19 protein-coding genes are annotated in these 19,161 nt (G+C 40.6%); 17 read left to right on the forward strand and 2 right to left on the reverse strand.

The genetic code is table 11. From position 1 onward, the window contains the following. Positions 1-183 precede the first annotated feature (183 nt). Positions 184-951, reverse strand: coding sequence for an NADPH-dependent oxidoreductase (locus tag BK575_RS08245; RefSeq protein ID WP_078409948.1), 768 nt, complete (start codon positions 949-951; stop codon positions 184-186). A 220-nt stretch (positions 952-1,171) separates the two neighbouring features. Between BK575_RS08245 and BK575_RS08250 the strand changes: the two genes are divergently transcribed. The 16 genes from BK575_RS08250 (at position 1,172) to BK575_RS08325 (ending at position 15,085) form a co-directional block, all read left to right on the forward strand. Next, positions 1,172-2,014, forward strand: coding sequence for an exonuclease (locus BK575_RS08250; protein ID WP_078409950.1), 843 nt, complete (start codon positions 1,172-1,174; stop codon positions 2,012-2,014). A gap of 295 nt (positions 2,015-2,309) precedes the next feature. Then, positions 2,310-2,792, forward strand: coding sequence for a hypothetical protein (locus BK575_RS08255; protein WP_078409951.1), 483 nt, complete (start codon positions 2,310-2,312; stop codon positions 2,790-2,792). A 305-nt stretch (positions 2,793-3,097) separates the two neighbouring features. Continuing rightward, complete coding sequence (locus tag BK575_RS08260; protein ID WP_139367997.1) at positions 3,098-3,322, forward strand: hypothetical protein; 225 nt, start codon at positions 3,098-3,100, stop codon at positions 3,320-3,322. Between the two features lie 225 nt (positions 3,323-3,547). Further along, positions 3,548-4,117: a hypothetical protein gene (locus BK575_RS08265; RefSeq protein WP_078409953.1), complete on the forward strand. Its 570-nt coding sequence runs from the start codon at positions 3,548-3,550 to the stop codon at positions 4,115-4,117. Between the two features lie 303 nt (positions 4,118-4,420). Beyond that, a complete protein-coding gene (gene cyoE / locus BK575_RS08270; protein ID WP_078409954.1) occupies positions 4,421-5,338 on the forward strand; it encodes a heme o synthase in 918 nt (305 codons plus the stop codon). A 213-nt stretch (positions 5,339-5,551) separates the two neighbouring features. Further along, positions 5,552-6,730, forward strand: coding sequence for a formate-dependent phosphoribosylglycinamide formyltransferase (gene purT, locus BK575_RS08275; protein WP_078409955.1), 1,179 nt, complete (start codon positions 5,552-5,554; stop codon positions 6,728-6,730). Between the two features lie 190 nt (positions 6,731-6,920). After that, positions 6,921-7,421, forward strand: a complete 501-nt coding sequence (locus tag BK575_RS08280) for a GNAT family N-acetyltransferase (RefSeq protein WP_078409957.1) — start codon at positions 6,921-6,923, stop codon at positions 7,419-7,421. Positions 7,422-7,620: 199 nt separating this feature from the next. Continuing rightward, positions 7,621-8,040 carry an RrF2 family transcriptional regulator gene (locus BK575_RS08285; RefSeq protein WP_078414701.1) on the forward strand — a complete coding sequence of 140 codons (420 nt, stop codon included), beginning with the start codon at positions 7,621-7,623 and terminating at the stop codon, positions 8,038-8,040. Between the two features lie 139 nt (positions 8,041-8,179). Next, entirely contained in the window at positions 8,180-8,575 is a 396-nt protein-coding gene (locus BK575_RS08290; protein WP_078409958.1) for an IDEAL domain-containing protein, read from the forward strand. Positions 8,576-8,848: 273 nt separating this feature from the next. Next, entirely contained in the window at positions 8,849-9,148 is a 300-nt protein-coding gene (locus BK575_RS08295; protein WP_078409960.1) for an iron-sulfur cluster assembly accessory protein, read from the forward strand. Positions 9,149-9,174: 26 nt separating this feature from the next. Next, positions 9,175-10,314: an NADH-dependent flavin oxidoreductase gene (locus tag BK575_RS08300; protein ID WP_078414702.1), complete on the forward strand. Its 1,140-nt coding sequence runs from the start codon at positions 9,175-9,177 to the stop codon at positions 10,312-10,314. 287 nt (positions 10,315-10,601) lie between these two features. Further along, positions 10,602-11,219, forward strand: coding sequence for a YitT family protein (locus BK575_RS08305; RefSeq protein ID WP_078409961.1), 618 nt, complete (start codon positions 10,602-10,604; stop codon positions 11,217-11,219). A 323-nt stretch (positions 11,220-11,542) separates the two neighbouring features. Next, positions 11,543-12,811, forward strand: a complete 1,269-nt coding sequence (locus BK575_RS08310) for an ammonium transporter (protein ID WP_078409962.1) — start codon at positions 11,543-11,545, stop codon at positions 12,809-12,811. A 178-nt stretch (positions 12,812-12,989) separates the two neighbouring features. After that, a complete protein-coding gene (locus BK575_RS08315) occupies positions 12,990-13,967 on the forward strand; it encodes a DUF294 nucleotidyltransferase-like domain-containing protein (RefSeq protein ID WP_078409963.1) in 978 nt (325 codons plus the stop codon). After that, positions 13,967-14,695 carry an exonuclease domain-containing protein gene (locus BK575_RS08320; protein WP_078409964.1) on the forward strand — a complete coding sequence of 243 codons (729 nt, stop codon included), beginning with the start codon at positions 13,967-13,969 and terminating at the stop codon, positions 14,693-14,695. The genes BK575_RS08315 and BK575_RS08320 overlap by 1 nt, the downstream gene beginning before the upstream one ends. A gap of 33 nt (positions 14,696-14,728) precedes the next feature. Next, positions 14,729-15,085 carry a MerR family transcriptional regulator gene (locus tag BK575_RS08325; RefSeq protein ID WP_328589490.1) on the forward strand — a complete coding sequence of 119 codons (357 nt, stop codon included), beginning with the start codon at positions 14,729-14,731 and terminating at the stop codon, positions 15,083-15,085. A gap of 106 nt (positions 15,086-15,191) precedes the next feature. Here the strand turns inward: BK575_RS08325 and BK575_RS08330 are convergent, their stop codons facing one another. Beyond that, on the reverse strand, positions 15,192-16,403 hold the full coding sequence (locus tag BK575_RS08330; RefSeq protein WP_078409965.1) for a nitrate/nitrite transporter: 1,212 nt from the start codon (positions 16,401-16,403) through the stop codon (positions 15,192-15,194). A gap of 358 nt (positions 16,404-16,761) precedes the next feature. Here BK575_RS08330 and nirB point away from each other — a divergent pair, with 358 nt between their 5' ends. Next, complete coding sequence (gene nirB, locus BK575_RS08335) at positions 16,762-19,116, forward strand: nitrite reductase large subunit NirB (protein ID WP_078409966.1); 2,355 nt, start codon at positions 16,762-16,764, stop codon at positions 19,114-19,116. The last annotated feature ends 45 nt before the right edge of the window (positions 19,117-19,161 follow it).

Raw genomic sequence — 19,161 nt, forward strand, 5'->3', positions numbered from 1 at the left:
TTGGATGGGGAATAGAAACGAAATGGTTTAGTAGATAGAAAGAGTATTATTTTCTTAATAAAGCGACTGATCTATAGTTTTGAATAAACACCAAAAACATTGTCATTGAAAGGACCCGTCATGAAAATCCATCATCATAATGGATTTTCATGACGGGTCCTTTCTTGCCGTATCGTTAATAATCTAGCTCTCGTCCTTCATATCCTTACAAGTAAATCCTTGCTGTTGGAGCATGCGCGGAACGTCGGGATAAGCATTGTTGTAGTGGGAGCGGCTGTAAAAGCCTGCAATTCGCTCTGTCCAGTTTGCATCGCTTTTCCCGTTCGTCGTTTTATTGCGATGCTCCGCCATTGTCTCGTTATAATGCTGCAACATGTCCATTTGATTCTCGTTATAGGTTTCTTCATGGTAAAAGGCTTCTTTTGGAAGGCGGGGATTCAGGCCAGGATCATTGCCTCCGTAGCCAATACATAATCCGGAAATGGGAATTACATACTTTGGTAATTGCAAGAACTCAATGACCTCCAAAGGCGATCGGCGAATTCCACCGATCGGCACGGTTCCCAATCCGAGCGATTCTGCCGCTGCAATGGCATTAGCTAAAGCAATTCCGACATCTGCAGCTCCTACTAATAAACTGTCTGCATCATCTGCAACTTCAAAGGAGACACCTTCGATTTCACTCGCCAGTTTAGCACGGTGGAAGTCAGCGCAAAAGATAAGGAAGACGGGCGCCTGATTGATGTGGTCCTGATGGCCGCAAAGTTCGGCCAACCTCTTTTTTCGAGCAGAATCTTTTACGATGATAACGGAAACCTGCTGACCATGTATCCAGGATGGTCCGGATTGGGCAGCATGGATAATGGCATCAAGTTCTTTTTTATTTACCGGAGTATTCAAATACTGGCGAAACGAACGGTGATTGGTTAATGTTTTAATAACTTCATTCAAGTTGAGCACACCTTTATGTTTTTTGTTATAGTTTACTAAACATGATGGTTCTTATCAAAGAAACAGACTCAGCCCTGTTGTGGAAGGAAGTCCTCTTTTTAGCATACTGAAACAGAAACGGGTGTTATGATTTTTGTTATGAAAAGGAACTTTGTAACCTTCTCCGCTCCAAATAAGCAAAATCATGTTACGATAGGAAACAGAAGGGGAGACGCCATATATGCATGAACCTAAATATTATATTGTTTTTGATATTGAACGGAATTTCAGGCCTTATCAGTCAGAGGCGCCAACAGAAATTGTAGATATTGGAGCCGTTAAGATTGAGGCAGGTACAATGAGTATTGTCGAGATTTTTTCTTCACTTGTAAAACCGACTGCATCTTTGTCCCGGCATACAACGAAACTAACGGGAATTACAAAGCAAGAGGTAAAAGGAGCAGATAAATTTCCGGCAGTCATCGCCCGCTTTCGAAAATTTGTCGGGGAAGAGTATGTGTTCGTAACATGGGGGAAGGAGGATTATGGCTTTTTGACGGAAGACTGCATGCTTCACGATGTAGAAGGACCGGATTTAACAAAAGAACGAAGGTTTGATTTGCAGCGATTTGTCTTTAGTGCCTATGAAGAGTTGTTCCCGAATCAACCAAGTTTGAAGTTTGCGGTCGAACAGCTTGGCTTAGAATGGGAAGGGGAACAGCACCGCGCTTTCGCGGACGCCAAAAATACTGCGAACCTTTTCTTTGCCGCGGCTAAAGATAAGGATATTCATCATTCGTATAAAAGAATACTTGATGACGTACTCGTCAAAGGCGGTGCACTCACTGATAAGGGGAAAACAATGATGAAAAGATGGATCGTTAAAGAGCTAAAGAAAAGCCGCCGCTCTTCTCTTTCGTGGGACACATTCATGAACAGCGAGACATGGGAGAACCTAACAGAACAATATGAATTCAAAGATACCACGCTGCTTCTATTGCAGCAGTACTTCAAAACGGCTTTTAAGAAAGGGAAACAGCAAATTCGAGCTGCAGCTTCTAACAAGAGTAGAGCAAAAATTTAATTATAGGGTAGAAGATATACATAGAACATATATAGATCGATTTTGAAAATTCGACATAACCAAAGAACGGCCATGCCAAATTTTCGAAGCCCTTGAGAATAAATTCAAGTTGTCCGGGTCACTAAATGGAATATATAGAGAAATAGGGAGGTATGATCAATGCCTTCTTTTTTTGCGTTTTTAGATGGTCGAATCTCATCCTCCTACATACTATATTAATAACAATATAAGGCTTAAGAAAATAGTCACCTATTTGCATGTGGAGGGCCAAGTCGGTTTTAGAGAGGGGGATTTGTTGAAGCCGAAAAATAGGAAACAAGCCATTGAGTATGATACCGCTGTCGCTTTTTTACATTTGTATAATCAAGCATTAAAAACAAGCTATGAAATTATCGAGTTATCCGATATTCCAGATGTCATATGCAAAGACCGTTTAACGAACGAAGAGCTTTATTTGGAAATCACTTTGCATGAAGATCGAAAAGGGGAAATCCCTTTTTTGTTGGGGCAAACGAAGGAAAAGCCTAAAAACCGCGCCTCTGTCCGTCTAACAGGGCAAAATGAAGATGAAAGCCTTCCCGCTTTGGTCGAGGCCGTCACGAAAAAACTTTTAAAGGATTATGGCAGGCAGGTTGCTTTAGTCGTCCGGCATATGTCATCTCGATCATGGGACCAAGACGTTGAACAGATTAAAAGATTGTTAGGTTTACAAAACAATCCCTTCGATAGAGGGATATGGGTCTTAACATCGGATTTAAAAATTATTCGGCTCGATTGAAATAGATAAGGTCGATATTAGAGCATATACAGTGGCCAATAAGGAGATAGCACGTAAATATCGTGCTATTTTTGTTGGAATAGCCTTTGTCTTTTGCTAGTGCGAAATGAATGTTAGGTTATATGACAAGTTGCTAGATGAGCAGAATTAAATTTTTTATACTTATATACATATTTAATGATTTTAATGCATATATGAAAAATAAGATAGAAAACATTTTTATTAGAATAATATTTAGTAGAAAGCGCTTTCAAAAATAGAGAATTAATGATAAAATATGATTATCAAATGGGAGTGAGGGTGTGATGAACATGACTAAAGAATTTCTAGAAGAGTTGAAATGTATCGTTGAATGCGAAGTGCCGCTCACGGAATATCGATTGAAACGATTGCAGGAAGAATTTAATCAGACTCCAATTGTGATTAAACAATTTTATAAGCTCTTTTTAGAAAAACGTCACATTTTACCATTTATCGATGATATTGAATCTGCCGTTTACGAATACAAAATGGGCTGGGAAACGGCATAAGTAAGAAATGCACCCGCTATATAAAGGGGACGGGAGTCTTATTTCCTATATATGACAGAAGAGGTCTTAATGGCCTCTTTTTTTGTTGTGGAGTCTTCCTTTTGAAGCGATTATAAGAGGAAACAACATACCATCTATCTCCCTTGCTGATGTATAATAGAAATATGAGTTGAGAAATCACATGGTGATGTGACAATTTGAAAAGAAGGGACTTTTGACTACCATATGACCATTTCAAGAGAAGAGATCCATAAAATCACAGCGGCATTAATGAAACAGTTAACGCAAGGATGGAAACAGGAAGAACTTCAAGGTGAAGTGAAGAACAAAATTTTGGAACAGCGAAATCATGCCAAAACAGTTGAAGAATATATGAATCTTCTCGTGACAAACGTGGCCTATGTATCGGAGGAAAACCGAGCCCTGCAGCAAATATTTGAAACAATTCTTGCGGGTAAGGCGATTCCAACTTCTGTTTCTCTTGAATCATCAATGTATGAAGCGAAGTTTCGCATTAAAGAAAACCTTAAACAAGTGGTCCCGCCTTATGTTCAGCGCTTTTCTTCATTTCAAGATCCGATCGAGCGTATCCGCAACATGGAATTGACATACGGATCGGTGCTGATTGCGAATCGCATGAAAACACATTTTTTACTTATTTTCGCGAACAAAGAAAATAATGAGACATCAAGCTTGTTTTTTGAAGCAGAACCAGCTTATGCTGCTGAATCGCTGCACCAAGTGAGCGGGGTTTTTGCCAGCATGGCTTTAGATGGATTGAATTTAGGTAAGTAAAAAGCGGGGAATAGGCGAATACAGTCTATTCCCTCTTTTTACCTATTAGGTTTTGGTTGAAATACTTAACAAAAAATCCAAATAATGAAAGAGTATAGTGGGAAATATTTGGAGATTTCTTGTGGTAATCAAAGGAACTCAATGATATTTGCACGTTCGTTCAACTTTTTGACAAAATTCAACGGTTCCATGAGAAGTATTTCCCTCAACTTTCTGCTAAAATAGCATAGTGGATTAGAGAAGAACATATTTATCTCTCAATAGATATATTGCAAAGAGATGAATTAAAAGAGGAGAATGGTTGTGAAAAACTCTGAAGTAATAACAAAGGACTCCCTTTCTATGAAACACTATCTTTCATGGAAAGTGATAAGCGCTATTATAAAAACCGGCATTATCAAATCGAACGTGATGGGAATGCTTGCTGGTCTTTGTTTGGCTTTATATGCGAATGATTTAAGCTTTTTTGAGCAAATCCCTATGATTATTTTAGCCTTAGTAGGAACATCATTAGTCGTCGGCGGTTCGGGTGCTATTAACAATTTTTATGACCGTGACATTGATATGGTAATGACTAGAACGATGGATAGGCCGACCGTAGATGGTTCCATTAACCCGAAATTTGCTTTATGGCTTGGCATCTTGCTTGTCGCCAGCGGGATCGGTTTTTTATGGATTGTTTCCCAGATGGCGGCACTTATGGGCTTTTTAGGATTTTTCTTATATGTATTCCCCTACACGATGTTAACGAAACGTACAACGATTTATAATACGGAGGTAGGAAGCCTTTCTGGTGCGATACCGCCAATTATCGGCTGGGCAGCTGTTTCTTCGGATATTTTTCATCCGATTGCTATTGGACTATTCGTGCTGATGTTCCTGTGGCAGCCGCCTCATTTCTACGCGATTGCCATTAGACGATTGGAAGAGTATAGAGCGGCAGGGGTACCAATGTTACCGGTCGTTAAAGGGATTCACCGCACGAAAGTTCAAACCATTGCCTATCTAGTCGTATTGTTAATGTCATCCTTTTTATTCTGGCCGTTCAGCAAAATCATTGTTTTTACAATGTTCGGATTGACTCTGATTTGGCTGCTGGTCGGTCTCGTTGGATTTAATAAAATGAAAGATACAAAATGGGCAACGGTTATGTTTGTTGTTTCCCTCAATCATCTGACGATTCTGTTTGTGCTGATGATTGTGATTTCATTCATTAAGTAAAGTCAAAAAAACTGATGGTCTATATGGCCGTCAGTTTTTTCATTGCCCGAAAATCAAACGGCCAAAAGGATATATACCGATTTGTAATCTGAAATACGAATTATATTTTTTATTGGTGTTCGAAATGTTCGATAATCAATCGAAATTATTCTTGAATATGTGTTATTTCTACGTTAAGATGTTGAAATAACGGATAACAAGGAGGAGTTACATATGTATGGAGCACCTTATGGTAAACAGGCTAAAAAAATGATGCTGCTTGGTTCTGGAGAGTTAGGAAAGGAAGTGGTGATTGAGGCACAGCGTCTAGGCGTCGAAACAATCGCTGTGGATCGTTATGGGCATGCTCCGGCTATGCAGGTTGCACATCGGTCTTATGTCATCGACATGCTGGATGGAAAAGAGCTTCGCGGCATCATCGAGCAGGAACGACCTGACTTGATTGTGCCGGAGATTGAAGCGATTGCGACAGAAACGTTAATAGAGCTCGAAAAAGAAGGGTTTCATGTCGTACCTACAGCAAATGCAGCGAATTTAACGATGGACCGTGAAGGAATTCGCCGATTGGCCAGTGAAGAACTTGGGCTGCCAACTGCCAAATACGCCTTTGCGGATACGTTAGACGAACTGAAAGAAGCGATTCAAGAAATCGGAACACCATGTGTCATTAAGCCGATTATGAGTTCTTCCGGAAAGGGGCAAACGGTTTGCCGTTCTTTTGAAGATGCAGAAAACTCATGGAATGAGGCAGTTGAAGGAGGAAGGGGCAAAAAAGCGAGAGTCATTGTAGAAGAGTTCATTCAATTTGACTCCGAGATTACATTATTAACAGTACGTTCTGTTTCGGGAACGACGTATTGTGCCCCGATTGGACATGTTCAAAAAGATGGAGATTATATTGAATCATGGCAGCCGCACGAAATGACAGAAGAGCAAATAGAAGAGGCTCAGCAAATTGCCCGGAAAATCACGGATGCCCTTGGTGGATATGGCCTTTTTGGCGTTGAGCTATTTATTGCGCCGGACCGTATTTATTTTAGCGAGGTGTCGCCAAGGCCGCATGATACAGGTATGGTAACTCTTGTCACGCAAGATCTTTCTGAATTCGCGCTCCACGTAAGGGCGATTTTAGGATTTCCTATCCCGGCTGTTCAGTTAATCACTCCAGGTGCCAGCCGTACGATTAAAGCGTGGGAAGAAAGTAAGTCATATCAAATCTCTGGAGTAGAAAAGAGCTTATCTGTTCCGAACACACAAGTGAGGGTGTTCGGGAAACCCGAAACAAAGATTGGCCGCCGGATGGCTGTTGTGCTGAACTCAGCTGGATCTCCGGAAGCTGCACGCCAGCGAGCGGAAGAAGCGGCTTCTCACATAACTATTATTCATGAGTAAGGGGCTTTTTAGCTTGTTTACAGGTGAGTGCTGACTTTATTGTAGTCTAATAGCCAGTGAAACTTACGGTTTAGCCGAGGCGAGATGGAAATATGAGCTTTCTGAATTTTTATCTCGTTTCGGTATTTTTGCGTATATACCATTTGAACGTAGTATAATGAATAGTGATAGTTTAAAAGGAGTTTATGAAATGGTAACGATTCGAAAAGCAGTCATACAAGATTTACCTGGTCTCGTTGAAATTTATAATCAATCCGTATTAAATAATACGGCCACCTTTGATTTGAATCCTGTCACAGTCGAACAGCGCCGTCAATGGTTTGACCTGCACGATCAAAATGAGTTGTATCCGCTTCTTGTGGCCGAAAGAGAAGGGAAAACAGCGGGCTATGCTTCTTTATCGATGTTTCGCGAAAAGGAAGCATTTAAAAGTACAAGTGAAATTTCCATTTATATTGATAAGGATCAGCAAGGGTATGGTATCGGAAACCAGCTGATGACAGCGATTTTGGAGCTGGCAAAGGAATTGGATTATCATGTGATTATGGCTGGCATTACAAAAGGAAATGATATAAGCATTAAAATGCACGAAAAATTCGGTTTTCAATTTTGCGGAGAATTGAAGGAAGTCGGACAGAAATTTGGTGAATGGCAAAGTGTGTTATTCTACCAGCTGACATTTGATAATTAAAGGTTATATGAGTAAGCGGGCCTCCTTTGTTTATATAGAGAGGGGCTTTTATCATATTAGGGAAAAGTTTTTATTTTGAGCTTTGCTATACCGCAGAAAGTTCAGAGATGAAAATATGATTGTTTTCCTTTAAGGTACTTTCGTTGACTTTTTAAACTGTATTCATTAAAATTACAGTATAGAGGAGGATATGGATCAGGTGAATAGTGAATTTACCATAGCCGTACACAGCCTGGTTTTTTTGGCTTATGTACCGGACCACATGGCTAGCAGTGAACTCATTGCGAAAAATGTTTCTACAAACCCGGCAAGAATCCGAAAAATCATGAGCAGCTTGCGCAAAAAAGGGTTTGTAAAAACAAAAGAAGGCATTGGGGGAGGCTATATTTTAGACTGTCATCCTCAAGAAACCACATTGGCCCAGATTTATCGAGCGGTTGCATGTGGAACGTTTAAGCCAAACTGGTGCACGGGAGATCCGGAAGAAAATTGTCCGGTTTCATCTAACACCCAGGTGGTCATGGATCAGATTTTCAATGAGGCGGAAGAGTATTTCGAAAAATATTTAGAAAAGATTACAATACATTCTGTTTTGGAAAAAATTAAACAGTGTCGCTGATATTGATTTAATTTTTTCTCTTTACCCATACTGTAATTTTTTTTAGTACAGATTATGTTCTTCAGTTCAGTATATATGTACCCGTGTTTTATCACTAAACTGTAACTATTTTTCTAACAATTCTAAGGAGGAAATATTCATGGCGGCAATGGAAAAATACCTTTTGAAAGCAGGCGATTGGATTAAGGGAAAGTCGAGGGAGGGAGAGTTAATACACGGCTACATCGAGAACATTGATTCACTGCAAGAAGCAGTGAAAGTTAACATTGTGGAATGTGACAATGAAGATATGATTGGAACAACCATTTGGTTATTGAACAACAGGGTTGAAAAATTACCTGTTGCGACAATGAACAGTGAGCAACAAATTTTGAATTTAATTGATTTGGCCCTGTCAACGAAAGACGAGCAGTGGTTTATGGAATTATCGGAGAAACTAACATCACTTAGAAAAACTTCCAGAGTAGAGATGAAGAAAAATATTATTCACCCAATGGATAGAAAAGGTATTGAAAACTCTGATGCTAAAGGCTGAGAGTAAGTGAAAGAACGATATAAAAAACTTCAAAAGATGGAAAAGGAATGGTAGGAGTGATCGATTTCGAGTTCAAAGAGGTTTTAGGGGAGGTGGTTCTCAAGATTGCCCATTCTTTGTTTTAAAACGAGAATGTCCTGTTCCGTCATTGCGAAACTAAAGTGTATTGCTTTTGGTTTGAACGGGCGAGTTTTAGATTGCTGTTTTAAATATGAATAACTAGGTTAAATGATTATAGGTGCTGTAAGTAATGTAAAAGGGGAGACAATAAAAGTGAAATGTAAAATTAATCGCAATGCTGCAAAACAGTTAAAAAAGATGTTGAGCAGTGAAGAAGCAGAAGGAAAAATGATTCGTGTATTCGTGACAGGTCAGCATGGTGATCATGCTCACTATGATTTAAGGCTTGATATACCAACTGAGCATGATGAAATCGTGAAGACGGACAAAGACATTGATGTTCTATTGGATAAACGGGAAGACTTTTTAGATGGGGTCTGGATACAGTATTTTTATGTACCTCAAGAAGGTTTTGTCATCAACAATCCATCAAAAGGAAATCACCATCATTAAAAACATAGGGGAGGAATGTAAACATGATGAATCCAAAGTATGCACCGTTATTTGAGTCATTTACCTTTTCAAAAGGAATCGAATTAAAAAACCGTATCGTAATGGCACCGATGACGAATTTCTCGTCCAATCAGGACGGTACCGTTTCAAATGAGGAAATTAAATACTATGTTCGCCGCTCAAAAGGAGTGGGTATGGTCATTACGGCTTGTACATATGTAACAGCCAATGGGAAAGGATTTCATGGTGAATTCGGCGGAGACAGCGATGACATGATTCCAAGTTTGCGACGATTAGCGACAGCCATTAAAGAGCAGGGAGCAAAAGCCATCTTACAAATGTTCCACGGCGGACGTATGTGCCCGCCGGAATTGGTGCCAAACGGGGAGCTTGTCAGTGCGAGTGCGGTTCCTGCTGAACAAGGAGCACCACCATCTGCCAAAGGAGTCATACCAAGAGCCTTAAGCGGTTCCGAGATAGAGACTATTATTCGTGATTTTGGTGAAACGACTCGCCGAGCCATTGAAGCAGGCTTTGACGGGGTGGAGATTCACGGTGCCAATGGCTATCTGATTCAACAATTCTTTTCACCTCATTCAAATCGCCGCGAAGATCAGTGGGGAGGAAGTCTGGAAAAACGTATGGCGTTTCCATTGGCGGTTGTGGATGAAGTGAAAAAAGCGGTCGCTGATCATGCGAAATCACCGTTTATCGTCGGCTATCGCTTTTCACCGGAGGAGCCTGAAACACCAGGAATCACAATGGCGGATACATTAGCATTAGTCGAGGCGCTGGCAGATAAAAATCTTGATTATCTCCATGCTTCACTGATGGACTTCTGGTCCACGCCTAGACGGGGAGTGGACGATACACGACCGCGCATAGAGCTCATTCAAGAGCAAGCTGGCGACCGGGTTCCTGTAATTGGGGTAGGGTCCATCTATACAGCGGATGATGCGTTAAAAGCTCTGCAAAGCGGAGTTCCGTTGATTGCATTGGGACGTGAGCTCATTATCGACCCGGACTGGGTAGAGAAAGTGGAACAAGGCAAAGAGTCTGAAATCGTAACAAAGTTAAATAAAGATCATCAACAGCAACTTGTTATTCCGGATCCGCTCTGGCAAGCGATCATTCATACACCGGGATGGTTTCCGGGTGTTGAATAACAATTATCCTGCATTAACGGTGTCCTTGCTCTTATAGAGCAGGGATTTTTTGGTGTGCTCTTAACCGGCTTAAAAAATATTTATCAGCCATGTTCTTTCTGTTGGACAAATCCCGCATGATAAATTAAGACAAGTTTTATTGATTCAAGGAATATATTAAAGAGCACGCAGTAATTAGTGACAGGACCCTTCAATCTTCAATACGATCATTCTTTATCGTTAAATTGAGATTTATGCGACAGTCTCATCTTATTTTATTTGGTGTTTGATGAGGGGGAGGAGGTTATATGTACAGTGAACGTCTTAAATACATAAATGATAGTAGATCAGCAGAAATGCCTTTTTATAAGAGAGTATTCTATATTTTGTGCGGGGCCCTGCTTGTAGCCATTTCCCTCGAACTGTTTTTGATAAAGAATCATGTGATCGATGGTGGTATTGTTGGAATGAGCATCGTTATTTCTCATATTACCAGGCTTGAAGTAGGATATGTACTTTTAATATTGAATACACCTTTTTTGCTTTTAGGATATCGGTATTTAGGGAGAAACTTTGTATTTTTAAGTCTATTTGCCATTTTGGCACTGGCAATGGGAACATTTATACTAGAACCTATTCCAGCTTTAACGAAGAATCCAGTTGTAGTCGTGGTGCTTGGAGGGATTATTTTAGGAATGGGTGTTGGCATCATTATTCGCTGCGGTGGATCATTAGATGGAACAGAAATTGTTGCCATTTTATTAAATAAACGCAGCCGCTTTTCGATTGGGCAATATGTGATGTTCTTTAACATTTTTATTCTGGGGAGTGCGTTTTTCGTATTTGGTGTTTATGAAACGATGTATTCTTTGTCTACCTATCTCGTTGTGTATAATACGATGGATTTAATCATGAAAAATTCTTAAGCTTTAAAAAAGATTGATATTCATTTCGCGTTATTCAGACAAACCATCTTATTTCGGCGGAAGCAATGGAAGAAGATGGTTTGTCTTTTTCTGCTGCTCTAATGGGTCGTAAAGCCCCTTTTAGTAAAGGTTTTTATAGACCTTATCTCCCCTTTTCAGTTGTAAGTATGTAAGAACTTCTTACACACATTTATCAGAAATTTTAAAAAATGTATTGAATTTTGAAAAACATACGCTAAAATAAAGAGTAACAACAACGTGTTATATTTCCTAACACTATAATGTTAGGAAGTGAGACAGGTGAATCTAAAGGGGGAAAGATGATGGATCCGATTTATTTAATGAATAGTCTGTGGGTCATGTTAGCGGCAATTTTAGTTATCTTTATGTTAGGTGGATTTATCTTACTTGAAGCCGGTTCAACTCGAATGAAAAACGCGGGTCACATTGCCGGTAAAACTATTTTTACATTCGGTTTAGCGTCGTTGGTATTCTGGGCAGTCGGGTTTGGATTTATCTTCGGTGATAATGCAAACTTCTTGGTTGGGCTTTCACATTTCTTTTATTCAGGATACGAACTTGAAGGCATGAGCCTTTCATCATCTGTATTTTTTGTCTTCCAGCTTGCATTTGCAGGAATCGCAATCACGATCGCTCTTGGCGGTTTTGCAGAACGTGCTAAATTATCGGTCTACCTGGTCTTTACCATTTTATTCTCTGCATTGGTTTATCCGGTTGTTGCTCACTGGATTTGGGGCGGCGGCTGGTTAGCTGAACATGGTAAGCAAGACTTTGCAGGTTCGACGGTTGTTCATTTAACAGGTGCGATGGCTGCGTTAGCGGCTACCATCTTGCTTAAACCTCGTATTGGAAAGTATAACAAAGATGGTTCGGCAAATAATATTTACGGTCATAACCAAGTCTATACGGCATTGGGAGTTCTAATTTTATGGGTTGGCTGGTTTGGATTTAATGCCGGCAGTACGGTATCTGTCGATAATGGGTTTTTCGGATTTGTCGCTTTGAATACAAATCTCGCTGCCGGAGCCGGTGCGGTAGCTGCACTTATTATTTCTTGGATGGTATTAGGTAAATCGGATGTTCCGACGATGTTAAATGGAGCGTTAGCTGGTCTTGTTGCCATCACGGCATCTTGCGCATTCGTTGATACATGGGCAGCTATTGTCATCGGGTTTGTTGCTGGTATTCTCGTATTCTATAGTGTTAGATTTTTTGAGAAACGAAAAATTGATGACCCAATCTTCGCTCTATCCGTTCACGGAGCCGCAGGTATTTGGGGAACGCTATCAACTGGCTTCTTTGCAACACCGGAACTTGCAACGGTTGGTTTGCCGGGGTTATTCTACGGAGGAGGATTCACACAGCTGGGAGTACAATTTATGGGAGTGGCCGTTTCTGGTGCGTATGCATTCATCGTGTCATTCATCATCTTAGCTGTAGCGAAAAAAGTTATGAACGGACTTCGTGTAACAGAAGAGGAAGAAATCATGGGATTGGATATAAGTGAACACGGCAGTTATGGATATCCAGAAGCATTTGTAGCAAAAGAAGATAATAAGCTTAGTTCATAAGCGGAGGCCTCTGAAAGGAGGCTTTTGCTTTTTTGGAGATGTCCAGCTCCAGCGCCTAGCTCGTTGTGGAAAAGATGATTGCCCTCATAAGGCAAAAAGCGCCTTATGGATCAATCCCTATTTCCTTCACGAGCTGATCAAGGCGCTTGCGCTTTTCTTAAGTAAAGGAAGTGTTGATATGTGTAATGATTGCTCATCTTACGAATCTATTAAAAGGTGGAAGGATGAACATATTTCTCGGTATCAATCAAATACGTATTTGTTGAATCAATTTCATGACACGGTCATGCAGAAAGTTTTCGATTTATCTATTAGTAGACTGAAGAAGGGGGACCCTCCTGGAAAGTATTCCTGGTTTATCACGGGAAGCGGGGGAAGATTTGAACAAGGGCTTATTAGTGATCAAGACCATGGAATTGTTTTCGAGGGAGCGGATCATGAGACGAGAGCATACTTCCGAGCAATGGGGGAAGAGCTTTCTTATGGGTTGAACATCGTCGGCTATCCGTATTGCGAAGGAAATGTGATGAGTTCCAACCCCCTTTGGTGTCAGTCGCTGGAGGGGTGGGAACATCAGCTTTTGAAATGGATGAAAGAAGAAAGTTGGGAATCGATCCGTTATTTGCAAATTTTTTACGATGCCAGGAGCGTAAAGGGGGAGGAGCAAATGGTGTCTCGGCTCAAATCCTTTATTCATGATTTCCAGAAGGGACAACCGGCATTGTTGAAACGTTTTATGGAAAATGTCATGCACTTGAAAAAGGCGATCGGTCCTTTGGGTCAAATTCTTGTAGAGGACAAAGGAATGCATGAGGGGTCGATCGATTTAAAACATGCTGCTTTTCTTCCATATGTAAATGCTATTCGGCTTCTTGCCATTAAAGAAGGTATTGTGGAGACATCGACCCTTGATCGTATGGATCGTTTAATGGTAAAAGGGTACGAAATGGAGTTAATGAACTATAAAACAAACTTCCTGATGTTGTTAGACTATCGGGTTTCGTTGTTTAGTCAGATAAAAACATATGATGATACACACTACTTAAATATCAAAAATTTAAGCAAGGTTGAAAAGAGAGAGATTAAGCAAATTTTGAAAGATGGAAAAAAGCTTCATCAATATGTTCAAGGAATGATTGAAAAGGGTGTTAGCTAATGGCCTTTGAACCGCTTATCCAATTTATGAGAGGACTTTCAGGGAAGGTTAATTCGGGTGTGTTTGGTGGAGTGACAGGACAAAACATGCAGCAAATGGCTTTTTTGCGTCAAATGCAAAAAGAAATAAATGGGGAAGACGTGATGGGAATTCCGCTCCACAAGTTGAATGTCGTCGTTTTTGATATCGAAACGACCGGATTTTTTCCTGATCAGGGAGATGAGATCATTTCGATCGGGGCCATTAAGGTTTGTGGAGGAGAAGTTCTAGAGAATGAAACTTTTTACTCCCTTGTTCGGTTTGAACATACGCTTTCTCCTGAGATAGAGGAATTAACAGGAATCTCAAACCTTGAATTGAAAGATGCCCCGCCGCTTTCTGAAGTGCTGGTTCGCTTCTTTGATTATACGAGAGGGTTTACCCTCGTTGCCCACCATGCGAATCATGAAAAAGGATTTTTGCAGCACGCAAGCTGGAAGCTTTTCCGTACTTCGTTTAAGCCTCGAATCGTCGACACTTCATTTCTCTATCGAATTGCTGAACCTGATGTAAAGTTTGTGAGATTAGAAGATTTTTGTGAACATAATGCAATCCCTATAAAAAATCGGCATCATGCGTTGGGAGATGCTGTTTTAACCGCAAAGCTATGGTGTCTTTATATAAACAAAGTTCAAGAATTAGGATGTAGAACATTGAGTGATATATACGAAAGGCTGGCGAAGCTTTAGGTCGTTAAAAATTTTGTGCAGAGGTGAGAAGTTGTGTTGGAGAATAAGTCTTCCTATCTTGATAAGAAAGTTATGACAATGGGAATTGTAAAAGAATTGACAGGTTTATCAGAGAGGCAAGTTAGATATTATGAAGAGAGAAAGCTCATTTTTCCCGAACGTACATCTTCAGGTATTCGTAAGTACTCTTTTTCTGATATTGAACGACTGATGGACATTGCTGAAAAAATAGAAGATGGCGTTCAGACACATGATATTCGCAGAGAATTCGTAAAACGCGAAAAACAAGTAGAAGAAGCTAAGTCAAAGAAAAAAATGATTCAAGGGCAATTGAATGCTCACTTTCATCGTAATGATTTATCCCGTTCTAACGGGCGGCTTCCTTACTGATGAGAAGGTTCGCTTTATGCTCCCTGAAATTTGAAATGCGGACTATCATCTTCACTATTTAATTAGAGAAGATGATAGTCCGTTTTTGCGGATGGATCCAGGTTCCCTACATTTTAATAGAAGCTTCAGCTTCTTTGGATGACCAAGCTTTCTTCCATGAAATTTGTGCAATCATCAGTACTAATAGTGCTGCTATTCCAATTCCTGCATAAACCATAAAGCCGGTAGCGTAGGTTCCTGTCGTCTGTTTAAGTGTTCCAAGAATATTTGGTACAAAAAATCCGCCGACTCCACCGGCTGCACCGACAATTCCGGTGATCATTCCGATTTCTTGTTGGAATCGCTGTGGAACTAGTTGAAAGACCGCTCCATTTCCCATGCCAAGGCAAAGCATTCCTAAAAATAATAAAGTGGTTACGACAGGTAGCGATGGAAGTTGGCTTACGCCGAGCATGGTGAGGGCTACCCCGATAAACAAAAAGGTGAGAAGGCGAACGCCGCCGAATTTATCAGCAAGGAATCCGCCGACTGGACGGAAAAAGCTTCCTGCCGCCACGCATAGTGTAACAAAATCACCTGCTCTTACTTTTGATAAATCGTATTGGTCCACAAAAAAGATACTTAGAAAGCTGGCTAAACCGACAAAACCACCGAAAGTGACACTGTAAAGCAGACAGAAATACCATGTATCTTTTAGTTTAAAGATATTGAAATAGTCTCTAATTGGTTTGGCTGGAGGCTGGGAAGGGGCATCCTTCGCCATAAAGATATAAAGGGCGAAAACAATTAATAGAGGAATAAGAGCTAGTCCCATCACATTATGCCAGCCAATATTCTCTGCAAGGCGCGGTCCGAATAATGTCGCGAATAATGTTCCGCTGTTCCCTGCACCCGCAATTCCCATCGCTAATCCTTGCAAATGCGGCGGATACCAGCGGCTTGCCATCGGTATGGCAGCGGCAAAGCTTGCCCCTGCTACCCCGAGAAGAATACCGATGAAGTAAAGTTCGGTTAATGTCTGTCCGGATAACCAACCCCATACGAGAGGGATTATTGTTACGCTCATTCCGCCGATGGCTGTTTTGCGAGGCCCTATTCGGTCGGTTAAGACGCCGAGGATGAGACGGAAGAATGAACCGCTCAGAATTGGAATGGCCACAATGAACCCTTTTTGGGCGGGTGAAAGGCCGAAATCTTTTGTAATATACACCCCGAGTGCTCCTAGTAAGACCCAAATCATGAAACTAACATCAAAATATAGAAATGAGGCAAACAATGACGGTGCATGACCGCTTTTTTTAAGATCTGCTAACTTCATAACATTTATCTCCTTTTAATAAATAAATTTTTGCTTGTGAGTAAGTGCACTGGTAAACAATCGTATTTTTTCTTTTATTACCAGCCGATAGTTTGGTTTTTCGAAAAGACGACTTTACCCACTAATACTAAAAATGAAAATAGACTGATCGTTTTTTTCATCATCATACCCTCCCTGGTTGCGAGTTTTTTGTTTTCTTTCTTGGTTTAAGGATAGTCTTTTGTTTTTTGTTTTGTCACAAATGATGTAAGGAAACATAACATGATTAATTTTTTAAAGTGAATTTTATGGAATAATGAATTGTATAAACGGTATTGGTATTGGCTGTTATTTTTCACAATCGGCTGGAGGTTTTAAAATGAATAAACAAAAACTAGTGTTAATAGGGAACGGCATGGCAGGTGTACGTTGTATTGAGGAGATTTTAAAAAATGATTCCGATGCCTTTGAGATTACTATTTTCGGAAGCGAACCGCATGTCAACTATAATCGAATTTTATTGTCGACCGTACTGCAAGGAAGTACGTCGCTTGAAGATATTACGATAAATGATCGTAATTGGTATGAAGAGCATCACATTCAACTGTTTACAGGGGAAACGGTCATAAAAATCGACAAAGAGAAAAAAGTTGTAAGAACGGATAAAAATCGGGAAGTCTCCTATGACAAACTCATTTTAGCAACCGGTTCTGTTCCGTTTCTTCTTCCGCTTCCAGGCGCAGATAAGGAAGGGGTTATCGCATTTCGCACAATCGAAGACTGCCAGAAAATGATTGAAACCTCGAAGGAGTATAAAAAAGCGGTCGTGATTGGCGGCGGATTATTAGGTTTAGAAGCAGCAAGAGGGCTGTTGAACCTAGGAATGGAAGTGAATGTTGTTCATATTGCTCCTTATTTAATGGAGAGACAGCTTGATCCAATGGCAGCCAAAATGCTGCAAAAAGAGTTGGAAAATCAAGGGATGAACTTCCTTTTACAAAAAGAGACACAAGAGATTATTGGAAAACATCGTGTAGAGGGTCTGCGTTTTAAGGACGGAACGGAAGTGGAAGCCGATTTGGTCGTGATGGCTGTAGGGGTTAGGCCGAATGTTCAGTTAGCTAAGGAAAGTGGTATTGATACAAACCGTGCAATTATTGTTAATGATTATTTGGAAACTGATATACCAAATATTTACGCGGTTGGAGAATGCGCGGAGCATAGGGGAATGGTATACGGATTGGTAAAACCTCTTTATGAACAGGGGCAAGTGCTGGCCAAACACATTTGCGGTATGAGCTGTAGAGGTTATGAAGGGTCAGTTCTATCTACACAGTTAAAAATATCGGGTGTTGATGTATTTTCGGTCGGCCAGTTTGCGGGAGATGAAACAACAAAGGCGATTACCATCTTTGATGAATTAGACGGTGTTTATAAAAAGGTCGTTTTTCAAGACAATAAGATGGTTGGCGCTGTATTGTTTGGTGATACGAAGGATGGTACAAGGCTGCTGGATATGATCGTGAAGCAAAAAGATGTGTCAGATGTGGAAAAAGTCGTTTTGCTTCAATCATCAAATGGAACCGGACACTCGGCTGCTTCCATGGCACACAGTGAAATCATTTGCAACTGTAACGGCGTTTCGAAAGGGGCCATTATCGAGGCGGTTCAAAAGCAAGGGTTAACGACCGTTGAACAAGTCAAAAAGTGTACAAAAGCATCAGGCTCTTGCGGAGGTTGTAAGCCGCTAGTAGCAGATCTTCTATCATATATTCAGAGTGATGAATTTAATGAGGTGATTGAACAAAAGTCGATGTGCTCCTGTACATCGTTAACGGAAGATGAAGTAGTTCATGAGATGCAGATGCGAAGCTTGACCTCTGTGCAAGAAGTGATGGATATGCTTAATTGGGAAAACAAGCAAGGCTGTTCAACATGTCGTCCTGCCTTAAACTATTATTTAGGAATGATTTATCCCGAGTATGAAAGTAAACAAGAGATCCTTTTCATAAGTGAACAGATGAATGCGACTGTTCAACATGATGGTACGTACTCTGTTATTCCGCAAATGTACGGAGGCATGACAACTGCAGAGCAATTACGAAAAATTGCTGATGTTGCCGAAAAATACGGTATATCGAATGTGGCTGTGACAAGTGAGCAAAGAATTCATTTGATGGGGGTGAAAAAAGAAGACCTGTCAGGAGTGTGGGCTGATTTAAGCATGACGTTAAGTTCTACTTATGGAAATATGGTCCAAAATGTCAAAACATGTATCGGTGAACATGTTTGCCAGTGCGATAAACATCCATCTCTCAAGCTGGCTGTCGACTTGGAAAAGCAATCTGAATTCGTAACAACTCCTTATCGCGTCAAAGTTGGTGTATCTGCTTGCATGCATAATGGAGCGGGTTCAACAACAAAGGATATCGGAGTAATCGGTACTGATAGAGGGTGGGAAATTTATACAGGCGGCAGCAGCGGGCGCAATGTAAGAGCCGGAGAATTGCTGTGTGTTGCCGGGACAAATGAAGAAGCAATGGAGGTTATCGGCGGCTTTATTCAATATTATCGTGAGACAGCCAATTACCTGGAGCGTACATGGCAGTGGCTGGAACGGATTGGTTTAATCCATGTAAGGGAAGTGTTATTTGACAGGGAGCTTCGCCAGCAGCTGTTAGAGCGGTTAAATGAAGATAAGTCTTGGCGAAAGAGGTTGACTCAAAAGGTATGAAAAAACATACCTTTTGAGTCAACCTCCTGAATGGAAGGAAGAAGT

The sequence above is a fragment of the Priestia abyssalis genome (genome assembly GCF_002019595.1).
Taxonomy (GTDB): Bacteria; Bacillota; Bacilli; order Bacillales; family Bacillaceae_H; genus Bacillus_BA; species Bacillus_BA abyssalis.

Coding starts and splice junctions, on each gene's coding strand:
- BK575_RS08250 (WP_078409950.1), top strand. CDS start 1,172: ATGCATGAACCTAAATATTATATTGTTTTTGATATTGAACGGAATTTC.
- BK575_RS08260 (WP_139367997.1), top strand. CDS start 3,098: ATGAACATGACTAAAGAATTTCTAGAAGAGTTGAAATGTATCGTTGAA.
- BK575_RS08265 (WP_078409953.1), top strand. CDS start 3,548: ATGACCATTTCAAGAGAAGAGATCCATAAAATCACAGCGGCATTAATG.
- purT (WP_078409955.1), top strand. CDS start 5,552: ATGTATGGAGCACCTTATGGTAAACAGGCTAAAAAAATGATGCTGCTT.
- BK575_RS08280 (WP_078409957.1), top strand. CDS start 6,921: ATGGTAACGATTCGAAAAGCAGTCATACAAGATTTACCTGGTCTCGTT.
- BK575_RS08290 (WP_078409958.1), top strand. CDS start 8,180: ATGGCGGCAATGGAAAAATACCTTTTGAAAGCAGGCGATTGGATTAAG.
- BK575_RS08300 (WP_078414702.1), top strand. CDS start 9,175: ATGAATCCAAAGTATGCACCGTTATTTGAGTCATTTACCTTTTCAAAA.
- BK575_RS08305 (WP_078409961.1), top strand. CDS start 10,602: ATGTACAGTGAACGTCTTAAATACATAAATGATAGTAGATCAGCAGAA.
- BK575_RS08310 (WP_078409962.1), top strand. CDS start 11,543: ATGGATCCGATTTATTTAATGAATAGTCTGTGGGTCATGTTAGCGGCA.
- BK575_RS08315 (WP_078409963.1), top strand. CDS start 12,990: ATGTGTAATGATTGCTCATCTTACGAATCTATTAAAAGGTGGAAGGAT.
- BK575_RS08320 (WP_078409964.1), top strand. CDS start 13,967: ATGGCCTTTGAACCGCTTATCCAATTTATGAGAGGACTTTCAGGGAAG.
- BK575_RS08330 (WP_078409965.1), bottom strand. CDS start 16,403: ATGAAGTTAGCAGATCTTAAAAAAAGCGGTCATGCACCGTCATTGTTT.
- nirB (WP_078409966.1), top strand. CDS start 16,762: ATGAATAAACAAAAACTAGTGTTAATAGGGAACGGCATGGCAGGTGTA.